The following is a 13,417-nucleotide window of genomic DNA, read 5'->3' on the forward strand; positions in this document are numbered from 1 at the left end:
ACATGAATAAATGAATTAATCAACACATCATAATATCAAAGGGATACACAAAATACACCCCATATCTAAAATAGATTGCAGCTGATGAGGAATCAGAGTTATGTCAGAGATATAATGATGAAAAGGCATTTGACTGAGCTGTCTATCATTTCACGTTGGGTTTTTATCATTTAAGAATCAAGATAATTCATGCCAGAAATTTGGTTAAATTATGGTAGCACCAATACCATACTAGACATAAAGGCAGAAAATCTCGAACAAGAGATAAAGGTAGAATCCAATATTCTAGACGACTCTACCATTAAAGAGAAACTAGATTCTCTAGATATATCCAAACCATTTGAGATAGCAGTATTGAATAATACAAGTATGATACATAAAATAATTAATACAATATTTACTAAATGTGAAGAAAAATCTGTTCCAATACCAAAGGTATTTACAAATAGAAATGAAGTTGTTATGTTAAAAAATTCATTACCAGAAGGCAGTTTGGTATTAGAATTTACAAATTCAGACGAGATACAATCAAATCTAGTATTTGTTGCTGAAACTGAACTTGATGGGCTATTGGGCTTTGAAACAGTATCTAGCAGACTGGTTAAAAAATATGGTAAAGACATAATGAAAGAAATATTCAACAAGAGATCAAATAATCGACCAACACCGGGCAAAATCAATTCTTCTGCACATACTATAAAAAAATTCATGGATGAATTTGAGATATCCTCAATAGAGATTACATCTACTGATAAAGGAATAGTTGGAATTCATGTAGGACATCCCTCATCAATGGATATTTTACCCAACTATGCTAAAATAATAACAAAAAAGATTGACCCGACACAAATTATCATAAGTAGTACAGGAAAATATTCAAGTAATGATACACTGAATAAATCTCTACAGACAATATGGAATTGCTCAGGGGCAGTTCAAGATGATGGATTATTAATATTGACCGGAGAGTCTGGTAGAGGATTGGGCTCACTTGCACTGCAGCAGTTTGTAGAGAAGAGACTAGACATTAATGATTTAAAGAGAACCGAAGGGTACATTGACGGATTGGAAAATTTATTTTATCTCCAAGAAGAGCAAAAGAGGATAAAAATTGGTTTGATATCAATCCTACCTGAATTATATACCAAAAGTTTAGAGATTATACCATTTGATGGGATCAGATATGCGACAGAACATATTTTATCAAATTATGGTCAAAACCGAAAGATATCAGTAATATCTGATGGTGCACGAATTTTACTATAACAACCATACAGGAAAAGGCACACACAAAATCCCCATAATACCGACTAGTATGAATAAGAGGTACCTATTCTTAGACAGTCTAGTTACATCATCAAGAGTCACAGAGTCATTTCGACGTGTATTGAAAAGTATCACCATCATGGCCATCACATAATACCCAAGCAGGAATAATATTCCCGCACTCGCATAGGTAGCATATTGATGTAGTTTGCCACTAAGAATAGTTCGCGCCATATGACCGCCATCTAATTGCCATGCAGGTAATAAATTTAGAAATGTAAGTAGACATCCAAACCAGGCAGCAAATAATATTGGCGATACACTAATCCACACAATGTTACTCTCTCTACCAGTGAGAGCCAAAACTCCCATAATTAATAGAGGAGTTCCCTGTGAACTATCTATAGGAATTGGGACTTGTTGCTGTAAAATTTGATCATGAGTAGGCAACAAATACACACCAGAAAAGGTCACCAACACTATAACGATGAAACCAGTTATAGGACCGGATATCGCAATATCGAATAATATATTACGATTAATTATCACTCCTCGTGTACGAATAAATGCACCAAATGTAGGAAATCCATAGATTGGAATTCCAGGTATAAAGTATGGCCACGATGATTTTACTTTGTGAAACTTTGCTGCAATAAGATGTCCGGCTTCATGAGTTCCAAGAATTCCCAACATAGTTATTGTGTATAGTATTGCCATCTGTATAGGGTCACTCCCAAAACCGGCTTGAATTGGAATCATGGAACGACTATACCCATCAATCATCACAAATGTAACTACAATGATGAATAAAATTCTCTGAATCCAAGCTCTGGAAATTTTTTTAGATTTTATAGGAGGTGTTTTAAAAATTTGCAAGTATAAATTAGTGGAATCGGGTGCACGTTCAAGTTTTGCAATTAAATTTTTTTTATCCAAAATATGGCATAGTTGAATAAATTTTGATTTATAATTAACGTCGTCTGACAATTGAAATAAGAGTAGTGATGGGGTATACTCTAGATGGACAACATCAAATGTGTTATCAACTAGAGAGACAATTTCTTCTCTTGAAGAGTCGCTCATGTATTACTAAACAATATGGGGATTAATTGGTTTATCATTAATCAGCGTGGGGAATTTTGAAATTTAGATTGTAATTTTACGATTTGAAACTATATGATTATTTTTTATTAAATCTTCCAAAGGGTTTTAAGTATAACGCTAAACATTGCAATTGGGCTCCTGTGGTGTAGTCCGGTCAAGCATACTGCCCTTTCAAGGCAGTGATCCCGGGTTCAAAATCAGTCCTCTGATGAAAGTCCCGGCGGGAGCACCAAATGATTTAATCATCAAGTTTTAATTAGATGTAAATTACAAAAAAATAGATTTACGCTTGACATCAAACAAAGAACTCAATCCTTTAATAAAATCACATCGTGAATATATAGATAAAATCAATATACACCTTGAGGAGCAGCTAGATGTGTATAGTGGATTTGAATTTACAGAACCACTCAAATATGCACTTGCAAATGGTAAACGAATACGACCATTAATTCTAATTCTAGCAGCAGAGTGTATATCAAAAGTAGATGATAACGCATATGTTGCAGCGTGTGCCGTAGAGTTTCTCCATACCGAATCGGTAATTCATGATGATATAATTGACGAAGAGATTGAGCGTAGGTATAGAGATCCATTCCATATTAAATTTGGATATAATACAAGTATCTTAACTGGAGATTATGTACTTGGATTGATTTTAGGTATAGCATCCAAATTAGATAATGCAAGAATAACAATGGAACTGTCAACAACTGCTATGTTGATGAGTGAGGGGGAAATGATTGAGAGTAGATTGGAGACTAGTGAGGATGTTACATTTTCCGATTACATCAAAGTAATGCATTACAAAACAGCTACAGCATTTGAGGTTGCTGCCAAATTAGGAGGAATAATTTCAAATGGAACAGAAAAAGAGGTTATGGCACTAGCAGAGTATGGTAAAAACATTGGAATAGCATATCAGATACGCGATGATCTGCATGATTGGAAAAATGAAGACAAGTTGCTAAATCTGATGATTAAGAATAGTACAATATCCCAGAGACATATTCAACAAGATGGATGAACTACTCAAAGAGTATGCACAAAAGGCAAAGAATAATCTAAATTCAATTAAAGAGTCTCAGGCCAAAGTGGGATTAGAGAGTTTGATAGATTTTACAATGCTCAAGGGATAGTTGTACCTGTCAGGACAGGGGATGCCATACCTGCAAATTGAAGTAATGGTTCAGGATATACACCAAAACCTACAATAAATATTATAGAGAATATCATGACTACAACAACAGAGCGTGGCTCTTTGATACGTTTTGCAGTTTCACCCTCAAAGTACATTTTACGTATAACCCAACCATAGTATGCAAGAGACATGGCACTAGTCAACACCCCTACAATTGCAAGCCAATAAGCCCATGGCACTACGGTACCTGCATCTATGGCAGAGCCAAACAATAACAGTTTACTCCAAAATCCATTCAAAGGTGGGACACCGGCAAGTGCCAATAGTGAGATTACAAGTCCCAAAGAGACTAAAGGCATACGTCTTCCAAGTCCCTTTAATTTGTCAATATGTGTACTTCCAACTGCTAAAACAATTCCTGCAATTGCAATAAAGGCAGCTCCTTTCATTACAGCATGATTCATGATGTGTAGTAGTGAGCCGTGTAAACCAGTTGGAGTAAATACGGAAACTGACAATCCAATTAAGATGTATCCGGCATGACCAATACTAGAGTATGCAAGCATTCTAGATAGACTCTTTTGCATTATTGCAGCAACGTTACCTACTATCATAGTCATAATTGCAATAACGCCAAGCGCAAATGTCCAATCTAGGCTCAACGCTATAGTACCTAATACCACGACTCGTATAGTCACTGCAAATCCAGCCTTTTTAGTTCCTGCTGCAAGCAGTGATGCAATCGGTGATGGAGAGCCCTCGTAAGTGTCAGGTAACCACATGTGAAAAGGCACCAGACCCATCTTGAATCCAAAACCGGCGATAAACATACCAACAGCAAGCAATCCCAGAGGCAGCATGCTAGCATCAAGATTTGAAAATCCTTCGATTACAACTTGAATATTTGTAGAACCGGTAAGACCATATGCTATAGATATACCATATACGATTATAGCAGAAGATAATGCTCCGAATAAAAAGTACTTTAGAGCACCTTCGTTAGATTGTGGATTCTTTTTGGCAAAGCCTGCTAAAATATAGGTGGGTATACTCATCAGCTCCCACGCAACAAATAGCATAACAAGATCGGTAGAATAGGCAATGAGGACCATTCCGATTGAGGATAACAGTATCAAGGAATAGTATACCGCAGAGTTGCTAGTGTGTTTTTGTATATATCTAATAGAACCGACAGTTGTCATTATTGCCACGATCAACATGGCTACTGCAAAGAATGCCCCAAAGAGATCATCGGAGAGTACATTTGCTGAGAACAGTTGAGCGTTATCAACGCTACCAGTTAGAACACGGTATAAAACAAAACCAATTGATATTAAAAGAACGCCGACAGATATTGCACCATACAATGAGGAGCCTCTATCGTTTCTAGCAAGACTAATCAGTGGTAAAATAACACCTACGGTTCCCAGTAGAATGATCAAAATAATTGGGGTAGAGGAAACTTCTATCATGACTAAATCAACAACACCAATATTACAAACAAGAGTCCAGCTCCAAATACAAACAGATATGATTGTGATACACCAGTTTGAGTTCCTTGAACAACACGTGCACTCCAACCAACGGCCTTTTGTAGACCAACATTCATGCCAGTGTCAATAGCAGTAGTTTCAAAGTATCTCCACACAGCACGAGCAAGCCATAGCGGAGTTACAACAAAGCCCCAGTATATCATAGCATTAAGGTACCAACGATTTAACATCAATTTGTATAAAGCGTAAAAAACAATATTGGAATTTACAACTGTGGCAGGATTTACCCATCTACCAATGTAAAATATGTAACCAAGACTAAATCCTATGGCAAATGCTGCAATTGACGCTCCAAGTGCAACAGGATTCAGACCAGATAGGAATCCAGGAAGCATAGACTCTACAGTATCATGAGATGTATGAATACCAAATGAGTTTTCAAGATAAACACCAAATAATTCATGTATACCTTCTTCTGCATACAATCCCATAACACCAATACCAATTGTCAATACTGCCAATATGCCATATGGTACCCACATTGTTGCAGATACTTCATGTAAGTGATGACCTTCGCGTTCCATCTTTTCAATGTGTTTACTTTTCTTACCATAAAATACCAAACCAATCATTCTCGTTGTATAAAATGCCGTAATTACAGCCGTCAGTACAGCTATGATGAATATTGGTAGTGCCCAAGTATTTCCAGATTCATATACTGCTGCAAATATTGCATCCTTGCTCCAAAAACCAGTTGTAATAAATGGAGCCCCCATCAAAGCAAGACCGGCTGCCCACATAAACGCATAAGTCTTTTTCATATGTTTTCGTAACCCACCCATATCTGTCATAAATCTAGAACCTACTACATGTAAAATGGAACCGGCTGCCATGAACAAAGACGCTTTGAATAGGGCATGAGAGATTAAATGGAAGAAACCTGCAGTGTATCCATCTACGAATTGTTCAGAGAGTCCTGCAATACCCAAAGCCATCATCATATAACCAATCTGAGATCCAGTAGAGTAGGCCAATACTTTTTTAATTTCAGGATTGACAACTGCTTGAGTAGCTAGTAGCAGAGCCGTAAACGCCCCCACCCATGCAATAATCTCAAAGAACTGATCTGCTAAAATACCTGCGGCCCCTAGTGCAAAGAATATTGGACCTAGTCTGGCAACTAGAAAGACACCGGCCTTTACCATGGTTGCAGCATGAATCAGAGCAGATACGGCAGTCGGACCGGTCATTGCCTCAAGGAGCCACTCGTTTAGTGGAAATTGTGCAGATTTACCAATAGCACCACCAAAAAGTAAGATGGCAGCTGGAACTAGTAGTCCTTCAGCTGACATGTGTACAGCCCAAGTTGTATCCTCAACTAATTCTCTGAATCCAAAGGTATTTGCATATGCAAAAATTAAAAACATTCCTGCCAACATCATTATATCACCAACCTTGGTCATCACAAATGCCTTCATTCCTGCATGTGTTGGGGAGTAGTAACTTGCAAGTCCCAAGGTAGTATAACCAATACGTCCTACATGATCTTTCTTTTTGTCTCTATACCAAAAGCTAATCAAAGCGTAAGATGCAAGTCCTACACCTTCCCATCCAAAGAACATCTGCAATAAATTATCAGATAAGACTATGAGTTGCATTGAACCAATAAAGAACATCATCCAGAACCAAAAGCGTGCCAAGGAACGATTGCCCTTCATATACCCAACACTATATATCGTAATCAGAAAAGATATCCAAGCAACTACATTTGCCATAATTACTGCTAGTGGATCTGCAAGTACACCTGCTTTCAGTCCGATAGCAGATATCCAAGAAGTCTGATCATGAATTTCATTACCTCCTAGTGCTCCGGGAAGTAGCGAGGCGGCAAACAATGCGCTTGCAAGTGCAAATGCAACTGCTGTATAACCAGTAGTCTTTGTAGATCCACGAGCAATAGCAGGAATTATCAGGGCTGCTACAAATGGCAGTATCCAAATTAGCCATGCATGATATGCACTAAAACCGAATTCAAACATATTCTCAACCATATCTATGCACCCAACACTCCGGACATGTATGGAATAATTTGATTGTAAAAGATATCTGGATATATGCCAAGTACTATGCTAAAGCCGGCCAGAACAATCATGGGCGCGGTCATGTGCCAACCTGGATCTTTTGCGTGTACCAAAGTCTCAGGTAATTTGCCAAAAAAGACACGCTTTAGCATCCACAGTAAATACGACATTGTAAGTACAGTTGCCACAAGACCCAATCCAAATGTGACCATTCTCAAAGTAGAGCCTTCATCTATAGCAGTCTCTATAGCACCATAGAATAATATCCACTCACCCATAAAACCACTTGTGGGTGGGATACCGGCAATGGTCAGCACACCAATTACAGCACAGACTGCTGTTATTGGCATCTTACTTGCAAGCCCACCGAGTTTGGATAGACTACGCGTGCCAACTTTGTAAATTAAAATTCCTGCAGTCATGAAGAGTAACCCTTTACCTAACGCGTGTGTGATATACATCATCTCCGCACCGGCCATGCCTAGCACAGAGTATGTACCAATACCAAACAGAATATAACCCATCTGACTAATACTCGAGTACGCAAGTAGACGCTTTAGATCATCTTGCATCAAAGCCATGGCACCTCCATAAATCATCGTGGCCAAACCCCACACGTGTAACCATATTGCCAGTTCTGAAAACTGTCCGGGAAGAAATTCTACTATGAGACGAAATATTCCATAAGCCCCTATACCAATCATGGCGGGGGATAATAAAGCACTAATTGGTGTTGGTGCAGAGCCGTGTACATAAGGAAGCCAAATATGAAACATAAATGCTGCAAGTTTAACACCAAGACCAACAAGAATGGCCACAGCAGCAAGCAGTGCAATATCACTAGGAATTTCTGATTCATTAATATCTACAAAATCAAAGCTTCCCAATGACAATCCTATTGCTAAAAATCCTAGCAGTAATACCACGGCACCAGCATGAGTCCAAAATAGAAACATTAATGATATTCTACGACGTGGACCATCACCCCAAAATGCTATAAGAAAAAAGGCAGGGATTAGCATTACCTCAAAGAAGACATAAAATTCAATCAAGTTAGTTGAGAGGACTGTTCCAAGCATGCCCATAGAGAACACCAAAAAGAGTGCAAAATAGACTCCAAATTGATTTCTCACAAATGTCTCTCTATTCAAAACAAGTTTCTGTGCTCCAGATTCAGCAGATTCGTATAATTCCTTGTAGGTATCATGGAATTTATGCGTCATGTATGGTTTTGAGTAGGGTACCAAAATGGTACACAAGACATAAATCATGATAGCAAAGGGAGATGCTAGACCATCTAGCAGAAATCCAAATTCACCGAATAGTGAAGTCCAAGGATAATGCTCTTCGTATGGACCCTCTATTACAGTGAATATGATATTAATGGTACAATACAACAATAGACCAAAAGTAAACCACATAGATGCATTTACACTTACCTTGCGTGCAAGAATGTATGCTATCGGAGATAAAAGCAGTGGTAAAAATACAGCCTGTAAAAGAACATACTCCATTATCCCTTCAAGCTCCTAAAGTCAGCAATATCTACATTCTTGTACATTCTATACGCAACTATAATTAATGACAAACCGACTGCAACTTCTGCAACTGCAATAGCAATGGAGAATAACGCCAAAGTCTGTCCACCACTGTGTGGCAAAAATCTTGCAAATGCAACTAGATTTAGATTTGCCGCATTAATTATAATCTCAACTGCAAACAACATACGTAAGGCATTTCTTTTTACTGCTAAACCGTAAATACCTATACCTAGCAGAGTTATAGATACAAGTACAAATTCAACTAGTTCGTTGCTCATTAGTTATTTCATCCCTCTTTGCCAGTACCAAAGCTCCTACTATGGAACCAGACAGTATTAATGCCATCAGAATCAGTGCGGGCCAATAATAAATTAAAAAGTCACTACCTATGCTTCTAAAATCTACAGGATCACTTGTTGTAGTTACTGTTTCCAGACCAGAGTTTAAAACAATAGAACCTAAAGAAAATATCACAATTAATAATAGTGCTATACCGACATAGCGTCTACGTTTATCTTCAATTTTTTGAAATATCAATTCTCTTTTTACTAGCATTACAGTAAATAGAATCAAAACCGCAATAGAGCCTACGTATACTGCTAGTTGAAACATTGCCACAAATGGTGAATCTAGTAGTAAAAAAAATCCCGCAACGCCACCAAGTGCTCCCATTAGAGCAATAGCACCATAAATTAGTGAACGCATCTCAAGGGAAGCTATAGCAGATCCGATAGTAATGATAGATAGAGCAATAAAAACTGCATCAGCCATGTGTAGCTCCTCGATCATCAATTTGAATCTCTGCGTCTTGTTGTACATTTGGTTTTACTTGTAGTTGTGCAGGAGTGTATATCAGACCCTCTTTAGTGAATGAAGATAATTCGTAATCATTTGTCATATACAAGGCATAAAATGGACATGCGTCTACACATAAACCACAAAATACACATTTACCATAATCAATTTGTGGCATAATTGCTTTTTTATTGTGTTTCCATTCAGTAGGAACCTTTACCATAGAGATTGCCTCTGCAACTCCTTCACACGCAATAGAGCATAACTGACATCCGGTACAATGATCATGAAATAACATATGGCGTCCTTTGAGACCTGCAATACCCACTCCAGAGGTAGGATCAAATTGATATCCGTCTCCGGCAAACTTTAATTTTTGTTCAGGATATCGAAGAGTGAATCGTCTAACTGCCAAGTGCTTGATGCCAGAATTTAATGCCTTTATGATTCCAGTTGCTGTTCCCATTAGAATATTCCTCCCGGCCCTACTACTCCAGCGTAAATCAATCCAAGAGCTATAAAGATATTTACAAAGCAAAGTGCGATTAATTTGTACCAACCTATATGTAATAACATATCAATTCGAATTCTTGGAAATACACCTCTTGGAAGTATGATAAAGAATATGACACCGACTGTTTTTAAGACAAACCAAAAGACACCACTTATCATTTCAGCAGACACCAGTGGCAATCCTGGAACTAGTACTGTTATTGGACCTATGGTCTCACCTTCAAGTAGTAGTTGTTCTGGAAGTGGTTGCCAAAATACAGGTCCGTTCCAACCACCCAAGAACAATACTACAAAAAGAGCTGCAAACGCATAGAGTTTAAGATATGTTCCGAGCTGAACTAAACCATACATCATTCCAGAGAGTTCGGTAAGCCAGCCTGCTACGATCTCACTTTCTGCTTCTGGTAAATCAAATGGTATTCTCTCCACTCTNGCGAGAATAGTTATAAAAAATACAATTGCACCAATGGGAAGAAATACAATCCACGGTATTGCAGTTTGACTTTGAACAATCTCGGACAGATTAAGTGTGCCGGTAAGAATTACTACTCCTAGCAAAGACAATATTAATGGAATCTCAAATGAGACCATTTGGTGTAGTGCACGTATACCACCAATAAATGGAAATTTGCTGTTTGCAGACCATGCAGATAAAACAGTAATTATTGGGAAAAATCCAATTACCGCAAATACGGCCAATAGACCAACCTCAACATCTGCTACCACCCAACCAGGAGCTACAGGAATTAGGGATACAAAAGCTGCTGCTGTTGCGACAAAAAGTAATGGTGCTGTCCAAAATATTGGCTTGTCTGCTTTGGCAGGTATAATAATCTCTTTAGATATTAGTTTAAGACCATCTCCGGCAAGTTGTAGAATGCCTTCTACCTTGCCACAATAAAATGGTCCTACACGAAGTTGTAACTTTGCAAGTATCTTTCTTTCTGCAAATATTGTACTAGCGGCCAACAAGGCTGCAAATCCAAATCCAGGAAATGCTGTGATTCTAAAAAAATCACTTGTCATGATAGCTTTTAGAATTGGCAGAGTTCGAGATGGATCAGCCAACCAAGTAAGTGCCAAAAAAGGAGTTAGAATTTCACCATCTATAAGAGGCAGATCAATGTAAAATAGTGAAATTTGAATGATTGGAATACCAATTAATGTTAAAAGTACAATTATCCAAAATACATTATCTAATATCGATTTTAAAAAATACCCTAGTCGAAATTTTGGTGCAATAACAGACATTATCGATCAGCTTCCACAGGCCAGTAATTAAGACTCCAATAAACGGCAGGCATATTACCTAATTTTTCACCTTGCAACAAATATGGTATACAGATTAAATTTCTAAAAGAGGGAACACTCAACTTTACACGGTATGGTTCAGGTTTACTTTTAGATACGACAAATGCGCCTAGTGAGCCACGTCCAGACTCTACTCGTCTGTAAGATTCAACATCTCCACCTTTGAGATTAGGTTTTAACTTTAGTCGTACAGAACCGGATTTTGGCATTTTGGATAGTGCATCTTTAATTATATTGCAACTCTCCAACATGTCAAGCCAAGGTACCTTGGAGCGAGCATAAGAGTCACCGGCTTTCATTACCTGCGTCTGAAAATCTAATTCACTATAAACATCATATGGTTCTTTCTTTCTTAGATCAAAATCAACACCACTTGCACGTAATACTGAGCCGGTAGTTCCAAGTCGTATGGCATCAGTACGAGACAAAATACCAGTGTCCATTGTTCTGGCCTTTAGAATTGGATTGTCATAAAATATTGCACCATACTCTCTGATACGTTTCTCAAAATATGTTATTTGACGCAGACATGCATCTTCAAAGTTGGCCGGAAGATCATTACGAACTCCACCTGGAACAAAATATGCATGTGTGACTCGTGCTCCGGTCATCTTTTCTAACAAGTCAATGAGTAATTCACGATCACCTGCTGGCCACATAAACATGGTAGAGTGCCCAAGAAAAATTCCATAAATTGCAAGCCAGTATAGTATGTATACACATCTATTCAGCTCTGAGGCAATTACACGGATATATTGAGTCCTTTCAGGAACTTCTAATCCCAGGATATCTTCCACTGCCAAACAATAGGGATACAATACGTTACATGAATCGTGAATCACTGGTCGTTCAAGATGTGGAATATTTGTGATATAATTTCTATACTCTGCCATTTTTTCCTCACCACGATGTACATAACCAGGATCCGGATCACAAGATACAATATAATCACCATCAACACGAATGATTAATCTCATGTGTCCTGAACCCGGATGCTGAGGACCGATATTTAATGTCATAATGCGATCATCTTGTTCTGATGATTCGATCTGCAGACCAGGAGGTAATTGTTTTAGTGTCATCGGCCCTTTATCCTGAAATCTTTTCTCATAGGAGGTAGATCAGCCCAATCTTCGGGTAAAAGTAGTCTTCTGTTATCTGGATGTGAGGTGAAATATACACCAAGCATCTCAAAGCATTCTCGCTCATGAAATTCTACACTATAAAATACATCTCGTAGACTTGGCATCCTAGTAGAGTCATTTCCAGGATCAGGTATGTCCTCTCTTGGTACACGTGTTGCAAGAGTCAATACTTGTCCGGCAAGATCAGAATTTGTATAAGATCCCAAATGATAAATCACTTCAATCTCTTTATCTTCGGGATAATCTACACCAGTAACTGATTCGGCGTGATCAAATCCCAACTCGTCACGAATAAAAGTTGCAACATCCAATACAGAGTCAAGAGCCACATTTACACGAATTCTTTTTAGAATTACAAATTGAATTTTTGCATCTTTGAACTTTTCAGTTATTTTATTGGCTATCGAGCCTTCAAACTCAGGCACACTAACACTAGGTGTGGCAGAGTCTTTTGAATCCACGGTGTCAGGGGTTTTGATGGTCGGATCAGTAGAGCTCATGACTAAATTACCGAACCTTCATCCTTTTGATCTTTTCTTGTAGTAGCATACAGCCTTGAATTAATGTTTCAGGTCTTGGAGGACAACCAGGTACATAAACATCTACAGGCAAAATTCCATCTATACCTGGAAGAACATTATACGAGTCAAAGTACAATCCACCGGTTATCGCACATGCCCCCATTGCAATTACATACTTTGGTTCAGGCATTTGATCATAAACAAGTCGAAGTCGAGGGGCCATCTTTCTTGTAATCGTACCTTGAACAACAACTAGATCACATTGACGTAGTGAACCGAATGCCTCAATAATTCCAAAACGCTCAACATCATATTTAGGACCAGATGCGGCGCCAAACTCTACACTACAACATGCCGTTTCTATATGAACAGGCCAAAGAGACCACAATCTACCCCAGTTAATTGCATAACCTAGAGGTTCGCCAATCGCCTTGATTAGAATATCTCCAAGTTTACCTACGAAGGCATTTACATTATGTGGAGTAATTAAATTTTCAACCATTATT

General features: G+C 38.2%; 13 protein-coding genes and 1 tRNA gene. 3 read left to right on the plus strand and 11 right to left on the minus strand.

The window, feature by feature from the left end; genetic code table 11:
* The first annotated feature begins 189 nt into the window (after positions 1 to 189).
* Positions 190 to 1,266: a transcriptional regulator gene (locus R1F52_01560; protein WOV93345.1), complete on the plus strand. Its 1,077-nt coding sequence runs from the start codon at positions 190 to 192 to the stop codon at positions 1,264 to 1,266.
* Here the strand turns inward: R1F52_01560 and R1F52_01565 are convergent.
* Positions 1,261 to 2,349 carry a site-2 protease family protein gene (locus tag R1F52_01565; protein WOV93346.1) on the minus strand — a complete coding sequence of 363 codons (1,089 nt, stop codon included), beginning with the start codon at positions 2,347 to 2,349 and terminating at the stop codon, positions 1,261 to 1,263. The two genes, R1F52_01560 and R1F52_01565, sit on opposite strands and share 6 nt — an antisense overlap.
* Before the next feature lie 155 nt (positions 2,350 to 2,504).
* Between R1F52_01565 and R1F52_01570 the strand changes: the two genes are divergently transcribed.
* Both R1F52_01570 and R1F52_01575 read left to right on the plus strand, forming a co-directional pair.
* Positions 2,505 to 2,602: transfer RNA gene (locus R1F52_01570), tRNA-Glu, on the plus strand.
* 57 nt (positions 2,603 to 2,659) lie between these two features.
* Positions 2,660 to 3,397 carry a polyprenyl synthetase family protein gene (locus tag R1F52_01575; protein ID WOV93347.1) on the plus strand — a complete coding sequence of 246 codons (738 nt, stop codon included), beginning with the start codon at positions 2,660 to 2,662 and terminating at the stop codon, positions 3,395 to 3,397.
* A 101-nt stretch (positions 3,398 to 3,498) separates the two neighbouring features.
* Here the strand turns inward: R1F52_01575 and R1F52_01580 are convergent, their stop codons facing one another.
* The 10 genes from R1F52_01580 to nuoB form a co-directional block, all read right to left on the minus strand.
* Positions 3,499 to 4,983, minus strand: a complete 1,485-nt coding sequence (locus R1F52_01580; protein WOV93348.1) for an NADH-quinone oxidoreductase subunit N — start codon at positions 4,981 to 4,983, stop codon at positions 3,499 to 3,501.
* Between the two features lie 2 nt (positions 4,984 to 4,985).
* Complete coding sequence (locus R1F52_01585) at positions 4,986 to 7,055, minus strand: NADH-quinone oxidoreductase subunit L (protein WOV93349.1); 2,070 nt, start codon at positions 7,053 to 7,055, stop codon at positions 4,986 to 4,988.
* A 2-nt stretch (positions 7,056 to 7,057) separates the two neighbouring features.
* Positions 7,058 to 8,599, minus strand: coding sequence for an NADH-quinone oxidoreductase subunit M (locus R1F52_01590; GenBank protein ID WOV93350.1), 1,542 nt, complete (start codon positions 8,597 to 8,599; stop codon positions 7,058 to 7,060).
* Positions 8,599 to 8,904 (minus strand): NADH-quinone oxidoreductase subunit NuoK, encoded by a 306-nt coding sequence (gene nuoK / locus R1F52_01595; protein ID WOV93351.1) that lies wholly within the window; start codon positions 8,902 to 8,904, stop codon positions 8,599 to 8,601. Before nuoK ends, R1F52_01590 begins: the two co-directional genes overlap by 1 nt.
* A complete protein-coding gene (locus R1F52_01600) occupies positions 8,885 to 9,397 on the minus strand; it encodes an NADH-quinone oxidoreductase subunit J (GenBank protein WOV93352.1) in 513 nt (170 codons plus the stop codon). The genes nuoK and R1F52_01600 overlap by 20 nt, the downstream gene beginning before the upstream one ends.
* Positions 9,390 to 9,887, minus strand: coding sequence for an NADH-quinone oxidoreductase subunit I (locus R1F52_01605; protein ID WOV93353.1), 498 nt, complete (start codon positions 9,885 to 9,887; stop codon positions 9,390 to 9,392). Before R1F52_01605 ends, R1F52_01600 begins: the two co-directional genes overlap by 8 nt.
* Positions 9,887 to 11,185, minus strand: coding sequence for an NADH-quinone oxidoreductase subunit NuoH (nuoH, locus tag R1F52_01610; GenBank protein WOV93354.1), 1,299 nt, complete (start codon positions 11,183 to 11,185; stop codon positions 9,887 to 9,889). The genes R1F52_01605 and nuoH overlap by 1 nt, the downstream gene beginning before the upstream one ends.
* Entirely contained in the window at positions 11,185 to 12,327 is a 1,143-nt protein-coding gene (locus R1F52_01615) for an NADH-quinone oxidoreductase subunit D (protein ID WOV93355.1), read from the minus strand. The genes nuoH and R1F52_01615 overlap by 1 nt, the downstream gene beginning before the upstream one ends.
* The gene (locus tag R1F52_01620) at positions 12,324 to 12,890 is read right to left on the minus strand and encodes an NADH-quinone oxidoreductase subunit C (GenBank protein WOV93356.1); all 567 of its coding nucleotides are present in this window, start codon (positions 12,888 to 12,890) and stop codon (positions 12,324 to 12,326) included. Before R1F52_01620 ends, R1F52_01615 begins: the two co-directional genes overlap by 4 nt.
* A gap of 7 nt (positions 12,891 to 12,897) precedes the next feature.
* Positions 12,898 to 13,413, minus strand: coding sequence for an NADH-quinone oxidoreductase subunit NuoB (gene nuoB, locus R1F52_01625; protein ID WOV93357.1), 516 nt, complete (start codon positions 13,411 to 13,413; stop codon positions 12,898 to 12,900).
* Between the last annotated feature and the right edge of the window lie 4 nt (positions 13,414 to 13,417).

The organism is Nitrosopumilaceae archaeon AB1(1) (assembly GCA_033471095.1).
GTDB classification, from domain to species: domain Archaea; phylum Thermoproteota; class Nitrososphaeria; order Nitrososphaerales; family Nitrosopumilaceae; genus Nitrosoabyssus; species Nitrosoabyssus spongiisocia.

Bases quoted from the DNA above. Each gene is read 5' to 3' on its own strand.
- R1F52_01560 (WOV93345.1), top strand. From the start codon at position 190: ATGCCAGAAATTTGGTTAAATTATGGTAGCACCAATACCATACTAGAC.
- R1F52_01565 (WOV93346.1), bottom strand. From the start codon at position 2,349: ATGAGCGACTCTTCAAGAGAAGAAATTGTCTCTCTAGTTGATAACACA.
- R1F52_01580 (WOV93348.1), bottom strand. From the start codon at position 4,983: ATGATAGAAGTTTCCTCTACCCCAATTATTTTGATCATTCTACTGGGA.
- R1F52_01585 (WOV93349.1), bottom strand. From the start codon at position 7,055: ATGGTTGAGAATATGTTTGAATTCGGTTTTAGTGCATATCATGCATGG.
- R1F52_01590 (WOV93350.1), bottom strand. From the start codon at position 8,599: ATGGAGTATGTTCTTTTACAGGCTGTATTTTTACCACTGCTTTTATCT.
- nuoK (WOV93351.1), bottom strand. From the start codon at position 8,904: ATGAGCAACGAACTAGTTGAATTTGTACTTGTATCTATAACTCTGCTA.
- R1F52_01600 (WOV93352.1), bottom strand. From the start codon at position 9,397: ATGGCTGATGCAGTTTTTATTGCTCTATCTATCATTACTATCGGATCT.
- R1F52_01605 (WOV93353.1), bottom strand. From the start codon at position 9,887: ATGGGAACAGCAACTGGAATCATAAAGGCATTAAATTCTGGCATCAAG.
- R1F52_01615 (WOV93355.1), bottom strand. From the start codon at position 12,327: ATGACACTAAAACAATTACCTCCTGGTCTGCAGATCGAATCATCAGAA.
- R1F52_01620 (WOV93356.1), bottom strand. From the start codon at position 12,890: ATGAGCTCTACTGATCCGACCATCAAAACCCCTGACACCGTGGATTCA.
- nuoB (WOV93357.1), bottom strand. From the start codon at position 13,413: ATGGTTGAAAATTTAATTACTCCACATAATGTAAATGCCTTCGTAGGT.